The following is a 17,270-nucleotide window of genomic DNA, read 5'->3' on the forward strand; positions in this document are numbered from 1 at the left end:
CTCACCAACAAAGATAAGATTAATACGCTCTTATCTTTACATTTTTTCTGCTAAATATGGGTCGTCAAAACCCAGTTTTTGCAACAATTCAGTTTCGAGTGACTCCATCTCTTCGGCTTCGTCATCTTCGATATGGTCATAACCTAACAGATGCAGGCTCCCATGTACAACCATATGCGCCCAATGTGCTAACAGAGGTTTATTCTGTTCACTGGCTTCTTGTTCAACAACTTGGCGGCAAATGACCAGATCACCTAACAGATCCAGCTCCATCCCCGGAGGTGCTTCAAACGGGAATGAAAGAACGTTAGTTGGCTTATCTTTACCGCGATAATCCATATTTAGCTGGTGGCTTTCTTCACTATCAACAATGCGTATAGTCACTTCTGCCTGTTGCTGAAATGGAGTAATCGCTGCTTCAAGCCAAGTTACAAAGTGCTCTTCACTGGGTAAACCGTTTTCATCTTCGACAGCTAACTGTAAATCGAGTGCAATGCCCATTATTGATCAGACTCTTTAATTGATTCACTAAGCCCTTCTTTTTGCATTTCGAGCAATTTTGATTCACGCTCATCTCTACGGCGTTTTTCATACTCTTTACGCTCTTTTTGATCTTGCGCTTCCCATTTTTCATATGCGTTAACAATACGAGCGACAACAGGGTGACGAACAACATCATCGGCGATAAAGAAGTTAAAGCTGATCTCTTCTACTTCGCTTAATACTTCAACCGCATGACGAAGACCAGATTTCGCTCCACGAGGTAAGTCAATCTGAGTCACGTCACCAGTGATCACTGCGCGTGAGTTGAAACCAATACGAGTCAGGAACATTTTCATCTGTTCGACAGTGGTGTTTTGGCTCTCATCGAGAATGATAAATGCGTCATTTAGAGTACGACCGCGCATGTATGCTAATGGTGCTACTTCAATCACGTTGCGTTCAATCAGCTTTTCAACGCGTTCAAAACCCAACATTTCAAATAGAGCATCGTAAAGAGGACGTAGATAAGGATCGACTTTCTGACTTAGGTCACCCGGTAGGAAACCGAGCTTTTCACCGGCCTCTACAGCAGGACGAGTAAGCAGAATACGTCTAATCTCTTGACGTTCAAGAGCATCAACCGCAGCCGCTACCGCAAGGTAAGTTTTACCAGTACCAGCAGGTCCAATACCAAATGTGATGTCATGAGTAACCATATTCATCAGATATTGTGCTTGGTTTGGAGTGCGCGGCTTGATAACGCCTTTTTTGGTCTTTACAAACACTTCTTTGCCGTGACTGAATTCTTCAGCTACATCAGTGTTTTGCTCTAACACACCGGATTCTTTTATCGCAAGGTGAATTTGTTCTGGTTCAATATCTGGAATTTCACCACGAATTGGTGCGGTATCAACATAAAGTGATTTGATTATATCAAGTGCTGCAGCAGTAGTATGAGGCTTACCAACAATGGTAAAAAACTGGCTGCGGTGATTAATTTCAACGCCTAAACGACGTTCTAAATGCTTGATATTGTCATCGAAAGGACCGCATAAACTGGCTAGACGGCGGTTGTCAGAAGGTTCGAGATTGATCTCTAGGGTAACAATTTTATTGCTCAAATTAGCCTCTCAGTATGGTCATATTAAGGTGCCCGATTTGGACCGGACACCTTATGACTGTTTTAGCTTACGAAAAGCTTATGGAGTAAACGTCGCTACTCCTAGCTCATCTTCACGTTTTGTTTTAGCCATCATTTCTGATGGAGAAGTCACAACACGAAGGTTCATTTCTTTTTCTGTACGAATCAGTTCACCACGAAGCGAGTTCGGGAATACATCAACAATTTTCACGTCAACGAACTGACCGATTAAATCTGGTGCACCTTCAAAGTTTACAACACGGTTGTTTTCTGTACGACCACGAAGTTCCATTAAATTCTTCTTAGAAGTACCTTCAACCAAAATACGCTGTTCTGTACCCATCATTAGACGAGAATAGCGCATTGCTTGCGAGTTGACCTGCTGCTGTAGCTCATATAGGCGATCTTTTTTCTCTTGCTCGGTTAGATCACATGGGTAGTCTGCTGCTGGCGTACCAGGACGAGGTGAGAAAATGAAGCTAAAGCTCATATCAAAATCAACGTCACGAATCAGTTTCATTGTGTCTTGGAAGTCTTTGTCTGTTTCACCAGGGAAAGCGACAATGAAGTCAGAACTGATTTGAATGTCAGGACGAGCTTTACGTAGTTTACGGATAATAGACTTGTACTCAATTGCTGTGTGTGGACGCTTCATCATAGTCAGAATGCGGTCACTACCACTTTGAACCGGAAGGTGAAGGAAGCTCACGAGCTCAGGAGTATCTTCGTAAACAGCAATGATATCATCGGTAAACTCAAGTGGGTGGCTTGTTGTAAAGCGAATACGATCGATACCATCAATGGTTGCAACTAAGCGTAACAGTTCAGCGAAAGAGCAAATAGTGCCGTCATGCATAGAGCCGCGGTACGCGTTAACGTTTTGGCCCAACAGGTTTACTTCACGAACACCTTGTTCTGCAAGCTGTGCAATTTCAAAAAGTACATCGTCCATTGGACGGCTAACTTCTTCACCACGTGTGTATGGTACAACGCAGTATGTACAATATTTAGAACAGCCTTCCATGATAGACACGAAAGCAGTCGGACCTTCAGCACGTGGCTCTGGAAGTCGGTCGAATTTTTCGATCTCTGGGAAAGAAATATCCATGACTGGAGCCTTGTCTGTGCGAGACTGTTTAATCATTTCTGGCAAACGGTGTAGCGTTTGAGGACCAAAAATCACGTCAACGAAAGGTGCACGTTCACGAATGTGATCACCTTCTTGAGTCGCTACACAACCACCAACGCCGATTACAACGCCTTCTTTCTTGTCTTTCAGAGTTTTCCAACGACCAAGCTGGTGGAAAACTTTTTCTTGTGCTTTTTCACGAATCGAACAGGTGTTAAGTAAAAGAACATCTGCTTCTTCTGGATCTTCAGTCAGCTCATAGCCGTTAGCAGCGTTAAGCAGGTCGGCCATTTTTGATGAATCGTATTCGTTCATCTGGCAACCCCAGGTTTTAATTAGCAGTTTCTTACTCATTTCACTTTCGCTCGTGTTAATTCTTAAATAAATCTTGAATGCGACAGGGTTTGTTAACCGTTTGTGCTCAAATTCTAGCCGCCATCTCGGCGGTAAGCCGCGTATTGTACTGCTTTAAAAACTTACTGACTAGTAATTGGGTGAAATCTCTTAAATCCTATGCTACGCATGGCTTTTTACCCTGTTAAGACTAAGGTTTTGTGACAAAAACGTTCGCAAAAAAAGTGCTGTTCCGTACAATAAGCGACGTTAATAAATAGAGAGAATAGTTGGAAAGATGAACGATTTTGACATTGTTGTGATTGGTGGTGGCATGGTTGGTGCCGCAACTGCGATTGGCTTTGCAAAACAAGGGCGAAGAGTGGCCGTTGTTGAAGGTGCAAAGCCAGAGGAGTTTGAACCAACTCAAGCGATGGATGTTCGCATTTCCGCTATCTCGCAAACGTCGGTAGATTTACTGTATTCACTCGGTGCTTGGCAACGTATTGAGAAGATGCGTGTTTGCCCCTATCGTCGTCTTGAAACTTGGGAACATCCTGAATGTCGTACTCGTTTCTCTGCTCAGTCATTGGGATTGGAGCAGCTAGGTTACATGGTTGAAAACCGTGTCATTCAGTTGGGCTTATGGTTCTGTATGGAGCAGTATTCGAATATCACTCTGCTTTGTCCGGATAAATTATCAAGTATCCAATTTGGTGATAGAAATACAGTAGAGCTGCACTCTGGAACCATATTAACATGTGATTGGGTGATAGGTGCAGACGGTGCCAATTCTCAAGTACGTGCCAACGCCAATATTGGTGTCACTGCTTGGGATTACCGTCAGCACTGTATGTTGATTAATGTCGAAACAGAAAAGGGGCAGCAGGATATTACTTGGCAACAGTTTTTCCCATCGGGCCCTCGTTCATTCTTGCCGCTTAGTGGCAATCAAGCTTCTCTGGTTTGGTATGATTCACCGAGCCGCATTAAACAGCTAAACATGATGACCAATGAGCAACTACGAAAAGAGATATTGTCTCATTTCCCTCAAGAGTTAGGTAATATCAAAGTTCTACAAAAAGGCTCTTTTCCTTTGACGCGCCGTCATGCTCAAACCTATGTGAAGAAAAACTGTGTATTAGTTGGTGATTCCGCGCATACCATTAATCCGTTGGCAGGACAGGGAGTCAATTTGGGCTTTAAGGATGTGACGACTTTGTTAAATTGCACTGATTCTTTGGACAAGTTGACGTTAGATGCATTTAGACGTTATGAATGTAAACGACGCCCTGATAACTTGCTGATGCAGGCCGGAATGGATTTCTTTTACAAGACGTTTAGCAACGATATTACGCCCCTGAAGTTTGTACGTAATGCAGCCTTAAAACTCGCTGAGCAGGCCGGTCCGGCAAAAGATCAGGTATTGCGTTATGCATTAGGCTTGTAGAATGCGCCTATATTTCAGGGAGAATTAATTTATACCATCCTAGATAAAAATATGATCAGACTGAGCATCGGCGAGCAGCGAATGGGCGTCAAACGCAAACGCGCATTCACTGATCAGGAAATTTTCCAGAATGGTATTAGATACAAAAAACGCTGCACTAGGCAGCGTTTTTAGATTCAACGAACTAACTATCTCTCTTGCGAGTTATTTAGTTACACGCAGAACAGCAGTTTCACCAACAGAGACAGTACCAGAAAGCTTGTTCAGCTCTTTGATTTCGTCCATGTTAGAAATAACAACTGGAGTTAGAGTAGATTTTGCTTTTTCTTCTAATAGAGCTAGATCGAATTCGATGATAGTGTCGCCCACTTTCACAGATTGACCTTCTTCAGCGATACGTTTGAAGCCTTCGCCTTTTAGTTCTACAGTATCGATACCGAAGTGAACGAATAGTTCAACACCGTCATCAGACTCGATAGAGAATGCGTGGTTAGTTTCGAAAATCTTACCAATAGTACCATTTACTGGAGCAACCATTTTGTTGCCAGATGGTTTGATAGCGATACCGTCGCCAACGATTTTCTCAGCAAACACGACATCTGGCACATCTTCGATATTAACGATTTCACCAGAAAGAGGTGCGATAATTTCAATTGCACCTGCGTCAGCGCTGTCATCAGAGACTAGCTTTTTCAGTTTGTCAAACAGACCCATTGTGTCATGCTCCTAACGTTTAAAATATTCTGTCGAAGTATAGTATACCAATCAAAAACAATAGACGACTACTTTTAGTCGTCTAAATCATTGGTATTCACAGATTATTGAGTTTTCTCTGCGATGAATTTTTCAACACATGCTTCGATTTCAGCAGCAGTTGGTAGAGAAAGTGCTTCCTCAGCCATTGCTTTCACTTCTGCGAAGTTAGCGTTACGAACAACTTTCTTCACTTTAGGGATAGAGATACCACTCATTGAGAACTCATCTAAGCCCATACCTAGTAGAAGCAGTGTTGCGCGCTCATCGCCTGCAAGCTCACCACACATACCAGTCCATTTACCTTCTGCATGTGATGCATCGATAACTTGTTTGATAACAGTAAGTACTGCTGGAGACAGTGGGTTGTAAAGATGAGAAATCATCTCGTTACCACGGTCAACGGCTAGCGTGTATTGAGTCAAATCGTTAGTACCGATAGAGAAGAATGACACTTCTTTCGCTAGGTGGTGTGCAATTGCAGCAGCGGCTGGTGTTTCAACCATTACGCCGATTTCGATGTTTTCATCGAATGCAAGGCCTTCTTCGCGAAGTTCAGCTTTGTATTCTTCGATAGCTTCTTTAAGTGCACGGATCTCTTCAACTGAGATGATCATCGGGAACATGATACGTAGTTTACCGTGTGCCGATGCACGTAGGATACCGCGTAGCTGGTCACGTAGAATTTCACGACGATCTAAACTGATACGTACTGCACGCCAGCCTAGGAACGGGTTCATCTCTTTTGGAAGATCCATGTATGGAAGATCTTTGTCGCCACCGATATCCATAGTACGGATAATAACCGCTTGCCCTTCCATTGCTTCTGCAACTTCTTTGTAAGCTTGGTATTGTTCTTCTTCAGTTGGAAGTGCTGTACGGTCCATGAATAGGAACTCAGTACGGTACAGACCAACACCTTCACCGCCGTTGCGTAGGATACCGTCACAGTCTTTTACTGTACCGATGTTGCCGCATACTTCTACACGGTGACCGTCTAGAGTTTCAGCGTGAAGATCTTTAAGTTTCGCTAGCTCTTCTTTTTCAGCTACGAACGCTTGTTGTTCGTTTTCTGCGTCAGCTAATTCTGCAGCAGTTGGATTAACAAATATTTTGTTGTTAATCGCGTCAAGAACGAGCATGTCACCGTTCTTAACTTTCTTAGTGATATCGTTTGTACCAACAATCGCTGGTAGTTCTAGAGAACGAGCCATGATTGAAGTATGAGAAGTACGACCACCGATATCACAAGCGAAACCAAGCACGTAATCAAGGTTGATTTGCGCTGTTTCCGATGGAGTTAGGTCGTTAGCAACTAGAATAACTTGCTCATTAATGTTTGCTAATGAAACAACATTAATACCTAGTGCGTTTTTAACGAAACGAGAGCCGATGTCACGGATATCTGTTGCACGCTCTTTTAGGTATTCATCGTCAAGAGATTCAAGCGCTGCCGCTTGCTCTTCGATAACCGTGTAAATAGCGTTATCTGCTGACAACTTGTCGTTTTTGATGAGCGCTAAAATTTCTTCTTCTAGCTCTTCATCTTCAAGCAACATGATGTGGCCTTCAAAGATGGCTTCTTTCTCTTCACCAAACGTTTCAAGCGCTTTTTGCTTGATGACTTCTAACTGTGCAGAAGATTTATTGCGAGCGTCGTAAAAACGAGCAACTTCAGCTTCTACTTGATCGTCAGAAATGGTGTTTGTATTTAGGACAATTTCATCTTCTTGAAGTAGTAGTGCTTTACCGATAGCAATACCTGGAGATGCTAGGATACCTGAAATCATAGCTTTACCTTAAATTGGTCAACTGTAAACGGGAGATAAATGGACGCAGGTGCTAAAGATATTTTTAGCTTATTCTTTGAATAATATCCAACAAAGCCACTTTGTTTGAACAAAATGGCTTTGATTTGGAATTGACCTGATTAGTGAAGTTGGTCCATTAGTGCTACTAGGTGGTCAACAGCTTGTTGAGCTTGAGGACCTTCTGCAGAGATAGTTACTACAGTACCTTTAACAAGGCCTAGTGTTTGAAGCTTGAATAGGCTCTTTGCACTAGCACTTTTGCCGTTAGAAGTTACAGTGATATCCGCGTCGAAAGCTTTAGCTTCTTTTACGAATTGTGCTGCTGGACGAGTGTGAAGACCGTTTTCTGCAGTAATTTCTACTTTCTTCTCGTACATGTGATATACCCCAATAATTTATTTTTTGTAAGTTTATTAACCAGTTTAGCTTAACCGTAGAACTTCGTTTCTGCTAGCAGAGTAACGCGCTTTTCGTGTTAGAACTGATACTGATCTAAAATTCGTCAATCGTATTCCCTGTGAGTGGGCAGTTACCATTGAGCTAGAATTTTTGTGCTTCTTTATTTTGAAGCTAAAAATAAAACAGGGTGATATTACCAAAGGTAGAAATAGGGTCAACAAAAAAGCCCCTCAAAGGGGCTTTTTTAGATGAAAAATTGATTTAACCACATATTACTGTTGGATTTCTTTTTCCGTGAAAATGCCTGAAAATAGGGCTGTACTTAGGTAACGTTCACCAGAGCTTGGTAATACGGTTACGATAGTTTTTCCTTCAAATTCAGGTAGTTCAGCTAAGCGATTAGCGGCAACAACTGCTGCGCCAGAAGAGATGCCCGCAAGGATACCTTCCTCTTCCATTAGACGACGAGCCATCTCAATTGCTTCATCTGAAGTAACGGTTTCAACACGGTCAATGAGGTCTAAATCTAGGTTGCCAGGGATGAAACCTGCACCGATACCTTGGATTTTGTGTGGTGCTGGTTTAATTTCTTCACCCGCAAGTGCTTGAGTGATCACTGGTGATTCAGCAGGTTCAACAGCAACTGAGATAATGGCCTTACCTTTTTCGCCTTTAATGAAACGGCTTGTACCTGTTAGCGTACCGCCAGTACCTACACCCGCAACGAACACATCAATTTGGCCATCAGTGGCTTCCCAAATCTCAGGGCCAGTGGTTTTTTCGTGAATTTGAGGGTTTGCAGGGTTGTTGAACTGTTGTAGAAGCAGGTATTTTTCTGGGTTGCTTGCAACGATTTCTTCAGCTTTAGCAATCGCACCTTTCATGCCTTTAGCTGCTTCTGTTAGCTCAAGATTTGCTCCTAATGCCTTTAGAAGTTTACGGCGCTCCAAGCTCATTGATTCTGGCATGGTTAGAGTTAGCTTATAACCACGAGCAGCAGCAACAAAGGCAAGAGCGATACCAGTGTTACCACTTGTTGGTTCTACTAGCTCAACGCCAGGTTTAAGTAAGCCTTGCTTTTCTGCTTCCCATATCATGTTTGCACCGATACGGCATTTCACGCTAAAGCTTGGGTTGCGAGATTCAACTTTCGCTAATACTTTTCCTTTGCTGACTTTATTTAGTCGTACTAGAGGTGTGTTACCAATAGTCAGTGAGTTGTCTTCGTAGATTTTGCTCATTGTTATATTCCTTCATTGCGCATATTTGGATATCGATGAAACGATACGTTAGCGGATACGAAAAGAGCATATGTGCTCACTTGAAAAGGTAAAAGGATTAAATCGTTATATCTTATAGATAGAAGAGATTTTTCAGCACTTTACTCAATTCAAATGATTACAATACCGTATTAACTTTTGTGGCCATGCTTGAATTCACATACCCACATTGCTGTTGCGCCGCATACAGCTACAGGCATAACGATTAAATTAATAATAGGTATTGTTGTCAGAAAGGCGACCAAAATACCAAAACCATAAGCTTTGCTTTGATTTTGTTTCAAACTGTTTCTCATCTCATGAAATGAAATTTTGTGATTATCAAATGGGTAGTCACAGTATTGAATTGCTAGCATCCAAGCGGTAAAGATAAACCAAGCAAAAGGACCAATAGTTTGCCCAACTGCAGGGATCAGTAACAAGATAAACAGTCCAATCGCCTTTGGTAATACATAAATCAGTTTACGCCATTCACGAGCCATAATCCGGGGAATGTCTTTTACAAAATCCAATACCCCATCCTCATTGATCTTCTCGCCAATCAGCTTTTGTTCAACCTTTTCCGCAAGCAGCCCATTGAAGGGAGCTGCAATAAAGTTAGCCAATGTGCTGAAGAAATAAGAAAACGTTGCCAAAATTGTGAGCACTAACAACGGCCATAGAATATAGCTTAGCCAAGATAGAAAACTTGGTATATGGCCCATCCAACTGTTAATCCACTCATCTAAATGAATAAAAAGATAATATAAAGCACCACCAACTAATACTATGTTCGCCAGCAATGGTAGAATCACGAAACGTCGGATTCCGGGTGATACAGCCAGTTCGAATCCGTAAAAAAAGTAACCTAAGCCTGAGCGCTGTTTCAATTGCATAGCCTATTCCGTATCTTATTAAAGTGCCCTGAGGGGGAGTGTTGTATTGTAACCAAGTGAAATCAGAATGAAAGAATGCTAAAAATCACATTGTTATCTCAACTTATAACATTAAGTTGTTCTAAATCGGGGTAGAGTTTTGGTAGAGTATCCCGATATAAGAAATTTTGCCTATGGTTGACGTTCTTCGAAAGCGTGAAATTCAGGACATCAGAAATCGAGAAGCTGAGAGTTTAAGATGCAGGAATTGCGATTCGTACTCATTGTTGTAGGCGCGCTAGCGATAGCCGCTTTACTGTTTCATGGTCTGTGGACCAGTAAGAAAGAAGGGAAATCTAAGTTTGGCGATAAGCCGCTTAGTAAATTAGATGTCGTACAGGAAGAGTTAGTACCATCGCGTGCATTTACTCCGGAAGATGATTACGAGATTATTCGTAAGGATCGCAAAGAGCCTGATTTTGGTTTTTCAGATGCTGAGCCAAAAACAGACCCGTTGATTTCTGATTATGAACCTGATGTTGATGATGTTGTTTCAGATGACACAGTATCGGAAGCATTGGAAGTTGAAGTCCCTTCTGTGATCGTTGAACAAGAAAGTGATGATATTGCTCCTATTGCTAAGACAGAAGTTCAGCCAAAAGCCGACGATAAAGAGCAGCAAGTTTCTCAACCTGACGAAATGGAAGTGATCGTTTTAAACGTTCACTGCTCAGGGAGTGAACCATTTGTTGGGACAAAGCTATTTGATAGCATGCAACAAAATGGTTTGCTGTACGGTGAAATGGATATCTTCCATCGACATGCAGATATGTCGGGAACCGGTAAAGTTTTGTTCAGCGTTGCCAATATGATGCAGCCGGGCACGCTAAAGCATGACGATCCAGCTGAGTTTACAACGAAAGGCATTTCATTCTTTATGACTTTACCTTGCTATGGTGACCCTGCTCAGAATTTCAAACTAATGCTGAAGACTGCACAGCAAATTGCTGACGATCTTAGTGGTAATGTGTTGGACGATTCTCGCAATATGATGACGCCAGATCGATTAGATGCTTACCGAAAACAAATTCAAGATTTCAAGATGAAAGCTGCTCAGCAGTAAGCGAACAGTTATTATTAAAAGGCTCCGAGTCGGAGCCTTTTTTCATGATTCGAGAGAATAAAAAATGCAAAACGTAGAGCAAAGGCTAAAAGAATTAAGAGAAACGCTACATCTTCATGCGGTTCGCTATTACGTTGAAGATGACCCGACGATTCCTGATGCTGAATATGACCGCTTGATGCGCGAGTTACTCGATTTAGAAGAAGCTAATCCAGAATTAGTCACTTCTGATTCTCCAAGTCAGAGAGTCGGCGGGATGCCATTAAGCGGATTTGAACCGGTTACTCATGAAATCCCTATGCTGTCTTTGGATAACGCATTTGATGATGATGAACTTAATGCGTTTAATCGTCGAATGGGCGATCGAGTTCCAGCTGCAAAGCAAGCTGAATTTTGTTGTGAACCTAAGCTTGACGGGCTCGCCGTAAGTTTGCTTTACGAGAATGGTATTCTGGTTAGAGCTGCAACTCGTGGCGACGGTGCGACAGGTGAGAACATTACCGAAAACGTTCGAACAATAAAATCCATTCCTTTAAAACTGCAAGGTGACTCTTGGCCGCAACGCATAGAGGTTCGTGGTGAAGTTTTCATGCCAAAAGCGGGCTTTGACAAAATGAATGAACTTGCTATGAAAAAAGGCGAGAAGGTTTTTGTTAATCCACGAAATGCAGCCGCAGGCAGTCTGCGTCAGCTAGATTCACGTATTACGGCAAAGCGTCCACTGGCTTTCTACGCATATAGCGTTGGCGTTATTGAAGGTGGGGATCTTTCGACTAGCCACTATGATCGCTTTATTCAGCTAAAAAGTTGGGGATTGCCTATGTGCCCAGAGACGAAGCGAGTTGCGTCTTTGGATGATGTCAAAGCGTACTATCAAGGCATCCTACAACGCAGGGCTGAACTGCCATATGAAATTGACGGTGTGGTTATCAAACTGGATGACGTTACTCTGCAAGAACAGCTTGGCTTCGTAGCTCGCGCGCCTCGCTGGGCAATTGCCTATAAGTTCCCCGCTCAGGAAGAGATGACCACTTTAAATGATGTTGAGTTTCAGGTTGGGCGAACTGGTGCAATCACCCCTGTTGCTAAATTGGACCCAGTATTTGTTGGAGGAGTGACAGTTAGTAACGCAACGTTACACAATGCTGATGAAATTGAGCGCCTCGGCGTAAAAGTTGGCGACACTGTTATTATTCGCCGTGCTGGTGATGTGATCCCACAAATTGTGTCTGTGGTTGAAGAAATGCGCCCTGAAACAGCTCGAGAGATTATATTTCCGGTAACTTGTCCTGTTTGTCAGTCTGCCATCGAACGTATTGAAGGTGAGGCTGTTGCCCGCTGTACTGGCGGGTTAGTCTGTCAGGCACAACGCAAAGAGGCTCTTAAACATTTTGTTTCCCGTAAAGCGATGGATGTGGATGGTTTAGGCGATAAAGTTATCGAGCAACTAGTTGATAAAGAAATGGTAGTGACACCCGCTGACTTGTTTAAGTTACGAGCTGGTGAGCTAACCATTCTTGAACGCATGGGACCAAAATCAGCGCAGAACATTGTTAATGCTCTAGAGAAGTCAAAGCAAACAACGTTACCCCGTTTTATGTATTCGTTGGGGATTCGAGAAGTCGGTGAAGCGACCGCGCTAAATTTAGCGCAATATTTCTCAAATCTGGATGCGGTCAGCCAAGCGACAGTTGAGCAGCTAATTGAAGTACCCGATGTCGGAAATGTGGTAGCGAACCATATTCACAGCTTCTTTGCTCAAGAGAATAACAAAAAAGTGATTCAGGAACTGATTGATCTTGGAGTTCAATGGCAAGACATCGAACCACAAAGTGAAGATGTTCCACAACCCCTAGCTGGAAAAATAGTTGTATTGACTGGCTCTTTATCACAGCTTTCTCGTGGTGATGCGAAGGCTGCTCTTCAAGCTCTTGGTGCCAAAGTGACGGGTAGTGTTTCGAAGAACACGGATATACTTTTTGCTGGTGAAGCTGCCGGTTCAAAGTTAGCAAAAGCGCAAGAACTTGGAGTGGAAATTCGTAGTGAACAAGATCTTTTAGACTTAATGAAATAAACGCATTTTTATTGAAAAAGCCTCTGTGGGGAACTTCAGGGGCTTTTATTTTATCCGTGAAATAACTTTAAACATATTTGTCACAAATGCTAATGACACTGGTCAATAATTGAAATGTAAGCATCTGTATCTATTGCTGCGATCATTATTAAATATGCGATTCATTTCACCTTGTGCATGTTTTATTTTTAATAACTGTTTGTTTTATATGGTTAATATATTTTTAACTGTATTGTATGTTTGAGATTGAGATCTTGGTCACTTACTTGATTAAAGTTTGCTCGAGTTCATATTTTTTTAGTCGAAAATTAAGTTCTCATTGATGTTTTACTCCATAAAGTTAGTCTAGTTATATGAATGTACTCGTGCATTCAGAGTTTTTAGGGCGGGTTGACTCGCAATAATACTCACAAAATTAGTCTTCTCTTCGGCGGCCAACTTAAGAGAGACAAAACAAACAGCTATGACTATTTTTTTAGGAGTTTTTCCATGGAAAAAGTATTTAAACGCACACTTATCGGTGCGGCAATCGCTATCGCTTCAACATCTGCATTCGCAGAAGGCGAAACAGGTCAAATCGGCGTACTTTCTGATTTTAATGTTCAAGCATACGGTGTTGCAGCTATCTCAGCTTTCTACCAACAAGACGGCTCAGGTTATGACTACGAAAACGAATCACGTATTGGTTTCCGTGCAAGCAAAGACATGTTTGATAACGTTAATGTGTTCATGCAAATCGAGTCTGGCTATGTAGGTGAAGACGGTACAGGTTCTACACTCGGTGCTCGTGACACTTTCTTAGGTTTACAAGGTGACTGGGGTAAAGTCCGCTTCGGTCGCATGCTCACTCCTCTTTATGAAATTGTTGACTGGCCATATTCAAACCCAGGTTTAGGCCGAGTGTTTGACTGGGGTGGTGACGTTAAAGCTCACTATGACCGTAAAGGCGATATTGCACGCTATGATTCACCAGCATTTGGTGGTTTAACTTTTAATGCGTCTGTTGGTCGTGGTGATACTGCAACTGATGGTTCAAATCACCTAGGTTTTGGTGTTCACTATAATGTCGCTAATATTGTAACGTTACACGGTGGCTATGAGTCGAATGCAAAATATGCGGGTACTGATTTTGACTCAACTGCATATATTGTAGGTTTCGAGTTACCGCTTCCTGCAGGTTTTGGTCTCGCTGGTGCTTACAAGTTTAGTGAGGGTGAATCTAAAACTGTAGCAGGTGAAGAAGGTGAACAAGGTCAACTTTCAATTATCGGGCAATACTGGAATGGTCCTTGGGGCGTGAAAGTAGGTTACGCAGCTAACTTAGAATCAGAAGTTAATGGCGCGAAGCAAGGCGATGATGATGAAGTGCTATCTGCGCAGTTAATGTATGTTAAAAACGGCTTTGTTCCTTACTTACGTGTAGGTCAGCATGACGCTTATAACGCTGATGATAAGAAAGCATTTGTTCGAGTCGGTATGGAGTATGGTTTCTAGCCGTTGCTAAATGCCTAACTTAATTAAAACACCGGCTAATTGCCGGTGTTTTACCTAGCATTCCTGGATAAAAAGAGTATGAAGAAATTTAAAGCATCATTATTTATGGCAACGGTTGTAACTTTAAATGGCTGCAGCACTTTAGACAGCTCTAGTTCATTTAATGATGTTGTTAAGTCGGTAAAAGAAAGACAGAATTATGTTCAGATCGTAGCAAAAGAAATTATGCCCGATTCTAAAGCCGTAGTTGGTGCTGACGTTGTGAAAACCTCACTATTCTATGTAGGTAATTTTGCTAAAGAAGTTAATCTGGATGTAAAAGAGTCGTACGTTGATATGAATGTAACCACATTCAAAAACTATGACCGTTTTGATAGCGTCATGGTAAATAATGAACATACTCCAATCGTTGACTACCGTCCTCAAGCTGAAACCTGTACTGAACATTGCACTGTTACTCAGTGGTTCCAATTTCCTTTAAGCGAAACATCAATATCGCAGTTTAAAGGCGATAAAGTTGAGTTCACTTTGTCATCTAAGACCAACAAAAATGTAGTGACATTTTCTTTGCCTAAAGCCTATTTTGATGCAGTCAACAATGAAGCTGTGTATGCGATGAGCAAAAAATCACAGCAAGTGACTGCACCTACTGAGGTTAAGAGTAAATCTCTAGATATGGTCCAATATTGGTTCAATGAAGGTTCTGCGGAACAACAAAAGCAGTTTTCTGATTGGGCATTCAGCCAAAGAACGTCGGTAACCAATATGATTCAAAGTGAGAGTAAAGCCGTGGAAATGATGGCGTATTGGTATGATAAAGCCAATAAAGCAGAGAAGTCAGAGATCTTATCTTGGCTGATTCACCAAGAGTAATTGCTATTTAGATTAATTAAAGGCATAGTTTAACTGTGTCTTAAAATAATGTCAATTAACCATGAACATCAGTGAAGTATCTAAGAAGACAGGCTTGACGGCTAAATCCATCAGACTCTACGAAGAGAAAGGGTTAATTAAGCCACCACATCGTTTAGATAACGGGTACCGTGATTATCAAAGCCAGCATGTAGATGATCTCAATCTTATTGCTCGTTGCAAAGGTGTCGGTTTTAGTCTTGATGAATGTAAAGCCATGCTCAATTTGGCCAATGATCCAGAAAGGAGCAGTTCTGCTGTTAAAGAAAAAGCCCAGCAGAAACTCAAAAATGTTGAGCAGAAACTTAAAGAACTCACAGTAATCAAGCAGCAGCTCGAAGTCTGGATTCGGGAATGTCCCGGAGATGAAGGAAGCGAATGTCCAATCATTGATGATCTCAAAGGACATTGTTGTCATACGAAATAATGCAAGCCACTTGGCTTGCATTATTCTCTTAGAGATAGACTTATACCATCCTAGATAAAAATATGATCAGACTGAGCATCGGCAGAACAGCGAATAGGCGTCAAACGCAAACGCGCATTCATTCGTCCCTGAAGCTCCGCCGAGCCATCCATGGCTCGGAGGGTTTGCTTATCGACGCCCATTCACTGATCAGGAAATTTTCCAGAATGGTATTATTGTTTAAACAGGCTCAACTTTTACGACAATGCCATTAACTTCTACAACCTTGACACGGGTACCAGCTCGTAATGGTGTATCACATTCTGCAGTCCAGGTTGTATCGCCAAGCGCTAGACGGAACTGACCACCTTCTACATCTTGTTCGACAACTGAAGTCTTTCCAATCAGTTGTTTATCTTTTTGATTCAGCTCTCTATGTGCGTCATCTTTTTTATCAGTAGAGAGTTGCTTTCTCCACCACAGCCAAGTGGTGATAAGTGAAAAGCTAGCAAATGACATCCATTGAAGCTGCCAACTAATCGGCAAGAAAGAAACTATCATGCCCACGATAAGAGCTGATATGCCTAGCCAAAGGAAGTAACCTGCTGTACCTAATAGCTCTACTGCTAACAGGCATAAGCCAAAGGCTAGCCAGTGCCAATGGTTGAGCTCAGACAAAAGTGTGATCAAGAGTCAGCCTCTTTTTTGTTGGTTTGTTTGAACATTTCAGCAATACCTGCAACAGAGCCCATTAAGCCTGTTGCTTCCAATGGTAGCATAATGATTTTCCCATTTTCTGCCTGACCAATGGCTTTCAGTGCGTCTGTATAACCTTGGGCTATAAAGTAATTCACGGCTTGCATGTCACCTTGTGCAATTGCTTGCGATACCATTTCGGTTGCTCTTGCTTCTGCTTCTGCGGCACGTTCACGGGCTTCTGCTTGAAGAATTGCCGCTTGTTTTTCACCTTCAGCTTTTAGAATTTCAGACTGTTTTTGACCTTCAGCTTTTAGGATCTCGGCCTGACGAACACCTTCAGCTTCGAGGATGGATGCTCGCTTCATACGCTCTGCTTTCATCTGTGCATTCATCGCTTCGGTTAAGTCCGTCGGTGGCTGTACATCTTTGATTTCGATACGAGTGACTTTTACTCCCCAAGGGTTGGTTGCCTGGTCAACAATAGCGAGTAGTTTAGTGTTAATCATGTCACGTTGACTGAGCATTTCATCCAGTTCCAGAGAACCAAGCACAGTACGCATGTTAGTTAAAGTAAGATTACGAATCGCGTTTTCTAAGTCATTTACTTCATACGCTGCTTTTGCTGCGTCGATAACTTGTACAAAGCAGACCGCGTCGATAACGACATTCGCGTTATCTTTACTGATCACTTCTTGAGCTGGAATATCAAGCACACGTTCCATCATGTTGATCTTACGACCAACTTTATCGATAAATGGAATGATGATGTTTAGACCCGGTTTTAGACTATGGGTGTAACGACCGAATCGCTCTACCGTCCAATTATTTCCTTGAGGTACCGTTTTTACTGCTGAAAAAATGAAAACAATTGCTAGAAAAACAAACACACCGATAGCAATGAGTGAATCAAAAGCCATAACATGTCCTTA

At 42.2% G+C, this 17,270-nt stretch carries 16 protein-coding genes; 6 read left to right on the forward strand and 10 right to left on the reverse strand.

Annotated features, from left to right (window positions below; all coding sequences use genetic code 11):
- Positions 1–36 precede the first annotated feature (36 nt).
- The 3 genes from ybeY to miaB form a co-directional block, all read right to left on the reverse strand.
- Positions 37–501 carry an rRNA maturation RNase YbeY gene (gene ybeY / locus G5S32_RS03945; RefSeq protein WP_165310588.1) on the reverse strand — a complete coding sequence of 155 codons (465 nt, stop codon included), beginning with the start codon at positions 499–501 and terminating at the stop codon, positions 37–39.
- Entirely contained in the window at positions 501–1,604 is a 1,104-nt protein-coding gene (locus G5S32_RS03950) for a PhoH family protein (RefSeq protein ID WP_165310589.1), read from the reverse strand. Before G5S32_RS03950 ends, ybeY begins: the two co-directional genes overlap by 1 nt.
- Before the next feature lie 78 nt (positions 1,605–1,682).
- On the reverse strand, positions 1,683–3,107 hold the full coding sequence (miaB, locus tag G5S32_RS03955) for a tRNA (N6-isopentenyl adenosine(37)-C2)-methylthiotransferase MiaB (protein ID WP_165310590.1): 1,425 nt from the start codon (positions 3,105–3,107) through the stop codon (positions 1,683–1,685).
- Positions 3,108–3,384: 277 nt separating this feature from the next.
- Between miaB and G5S32_RS03960 the strand changes: the two genes are divergently transcribed.
- On the forward strand, positions 3,385–4,536 hold the full coding sequence (locus tag G5S32_RS03960; RefSeq protein WP_165310591.1) for a 2-octaprenyl-3-methyl-6-methoxy-1,4-benzoquinol hydroxylase: 1,152 nt from the start codon (positions 3,385–3,387) through the stop codon (positions 4,534–4,536).
- A gap of 204 nt (positions 4,537–4,740) precedes the next feature.
- On the opposite strand, the gene crr is transcribed toward G5S32_RS03960, so the two are convergent.
- The 5 genes from crr to cysZ all read right to left on the reverse strand — a co-directional run bounded on the left by crr (position 4,741) and on the right by cysZ (position 9,654).
- Positions 4,741–5,250 carry a PTS glucose transporter subunit IIA gene (gene crr / locus G5S32_RS03965; RefSeq protein ID WP_042486447.1) on the reverse strand — a complete coding sequence of 170 codons (510 nt, stop codon included), beginning with the start codon at positions 5,248–5,250 and terminating at the stop codon, positions 4,741–4,743.
- 104 nt (positions 5,251–5,354) lie between these two features.
- Positions 5,355–7,079: a phosphoenolpyruvate-protein phosphotransferase PtsI gene (gene ptsI / locus G5S32_RS03970; protein WP_165310592.1), complete on the reverse strand. Its 1,725-nt coding sequence runs from the start codon at positions 7,077–7,079 to the stop codon at positions 5,355–5,357.
- Positions 7,080–7,219: 140 nt separating this feature from the next.
- Positions 7,220–7,477, reverse strand: a complete 258-nt coding sequence (locus tag G5S32_RS03975; protein ID WP_102940220.1) for an HPr family phosphocarrier protein — start codon at positions 7,475–7,477, stop codon at positions 7,220–7,222.
- Between the two features lie 294 nt (positions 7,478–7,771).
- Entirely contained in the window at positions 7,772–8,740 is a 969-nt protein-coding gene (cysK, locus tag G5S32_RS03980; protein ID WP_165310593.1) for a cysteine synthase A, read from the reverse strand.
- A gap of 170 nt (positions 8,741–8,910) precedes the next feature.
- Positions 8,911–9,654, reverse strand: coding sequence for a sulfate transporter CysZ (gene cysZ, locus G5S32_RS03985; protein ID WP_165310594.1), 744 nt, complete (start codon positions 9,652–9,654; stop codon positions 8,911–8,913).
- A gap of 238 nt (positions 9,655–9,892) precedes the next feature.
- Between cysZ and zipA the strand changes: the two genes are divergently transcribed.
- From zipA to cueR, 5 genes are all read left to right on the forward strand, one after another.
- The gene (gene zipA / locus G5S32_RS03990; RefSeq protein WP_165310595.1) at positions 9,893–10,756 is read left to right on the forward strand and encodes a cell division protein ZipA; all 864 of its coding nucleotides are present in this window, start codon (positions 9,893–9,895) and stop codon (positions 10,754–10,756) included.
- Positions 10,757–10,820: 64 nt separating this feature from the next.
- The gene (gene ligA / locus G5S32_RS03995; protein WP_165310596.1) at positions 10,821–12,830 is read left to right on the forward strand and encodes an NAD-dependent DNA ligase LigA; all 2,010 of its coding nucleotides are present in this window, start codon (positions 10,821–10,823) and stop codon (positions 12,828–12,830) included.
- 489 nt (positions 12,831–13,319) lie between these two features.
- On the forward strand, positions 13,320–14,324 hold the full coding sequence (chiP, locus tag G5S32_RS04000) for a chitoporin (protein ID WP_165310597.1): 1,005 nt from the start codon (positions 13,320–13,322) through the stop codon (positions 14,322–14,324).
- Between the two features lie 78 nt (positions 14,325–14,402).
- Positions 14,403–15,197 carry a hypothetical protein gene (locus G5S32_RS04005; RefSeq protein ID WP_165310598.1) on the forward strand — a complete coding sequence of 265 codons (795 nt, stop codon included), beginning with the start codon at positions 14,403–14,405 and terminating at the stop codon, positions 15,195–15,197.
- Between the two features lie 61 nt (positions 15,198–15,258).
- A complete protein-coding gene (cueR, locus tag G5S32_RS04010; protein WP_165310599.1) occupies positions 15,259–15,663 on the forward strand; it encodes a Cu(I)-responsive transcriptional regulator in 405 nt (134 codons plus the stop codon).
- A gap of 219 nt (positions 15,664–15,882) precedes the next feature.
- On the opposite strand, the gene G5S32_RS04015 is transcribed toward cueR, so the two are convergent.
- Together G5S32_RS04015 and G5S32_RS04020 are read right to left on the reverse strand one after the other, a co-directional pair.
- Positions 15,883–16,332, reverse strand: coding sequence for an NfeD family protein (locus tag G5S32_RS04015; RefSeq protein WP_165310600.1), 450 nt, complete (start codon positions 16,330–16,332; stop codon positions 15,883–15,885).
- The gene (locus G5S32_RS04020; RefSeq protein WP_165310601.1) at positions 16,329–17,258 is read right to left on the reverse strand and encodes an SPFH domain-containing protein; all 930 of its coding nucleotides are present in this window, start codon (positions 17,256–17,258) and stop codon (positions 16,329–16,331) included. Before G5S32_RS04020 ends, G5S32_RS04015 begins: the two co-directional genes overlap by 4 nt.
- Positions 17,259–17,270 lie beyond the last annotated feature (12 nt).

This window comes from Vibrio ziniensis, assembly GCF_011064285.1.
GTDB classification, from domain to species: domain Bacteria; phylum Pseudomonadota; class Gammaproteobacteria; order Enterobacterales; family Vibrionaceae; genus Vibrio; species Vibrio ziniensis.

Bases quoted from the DNA above. Each gene is read 5' to 3' on its own strand.
- ybeY (WP_165310588.1), bottom strand. From the start codon at position 501: ATGGGCATTGCACTCGATTTACAGTTAGCTGTCGAAGATGAAAACGGT.
- miaB (WP_165310590.1), bottom strand. From the start codon at position 3,107: ATGAGTAAGAAACTGCTAATTAAAACCTGGGGTTGCCAGATGAACGAA.
- G5S32_RS03960 (WP_165310591.1), top strand. From the start codon at position 3,385: ATGAACGATTTTGACATTGTTGTGATTGGTGGTGGCATGGTTGGTGCC.
- crr (WP_042486447.1), bottom strand. From the start codon at position 5,250: ATGGGTCTGTTTGACAAACTGAAAAAGCTAGTCTCTGATGACAGCGCT.
- ptsI (WP_165310592.1), bottom strand. From the start codon at position 7,079: ATGATTTCAGGTATCCTAGCATCTCCAGGTATTGCTATCGGTAAAGCA.
- G5S32_RS03975 (WP_102940220.1), bottom strand. From the start codon at position 7,477: ATGTACGAGAAGAAAGTAGAAATTACTGCAGAAAACGGTCTTCACACT.
- cysK (WP_165310593.1), bottom strand. From the start codon at position 8,740: ATGAGCAAAATCTACGAAGACAACTCACTGACTATTGGTAACACACCT.
- cysZ (WP_165310594.1), bottom strand. From the start codon at position 9,654: ATGCAATTGAAACAGCGCTCAGGCTTAGGTTACTTTTTTTACGGATTC.
- zipA (WP_165310595.1), top strand. From the start codon at position 9,893: ATGCAGGAATTGCGATTCGTACTCATTGTTGTAGGCGCGCTAGCGATA.
- ligA (WP_165310596.1), top strand. From the start codon at position 10,821: ATGCAAAACGTAGAGCAAAGGCTAAAAGAATTAAGAGAAACGCTACAT.
- chiP (WP_165310597.1), top strand. From the start codon at position 13,320: ATGGAAAAAGTATTTAAACGCACACTTATCGGTGCGGCAATCGCTATC.
- G5S32_RS04005 (WP_165310598.1), top strand. From the start codon at position 14,403: ATGAAGAAATTTAAAGCATCATTATTTATGGCAACGGTTGTAACTTTA.
- cueR (WP_165310599.1), top strand. From the start codon at position 15,259: ATGAACATCAGTGAAGTATCTAAGAAGACAGGCTTGACGGCTAAATCC.
- G5S32_RS04020 (WP_165310601.1), bottom strand. From the start codon at position 17,258: ATGGCTTTTGATTCACTCATTGCTATCGGTGTGTTTGTTTTTCTAGCA.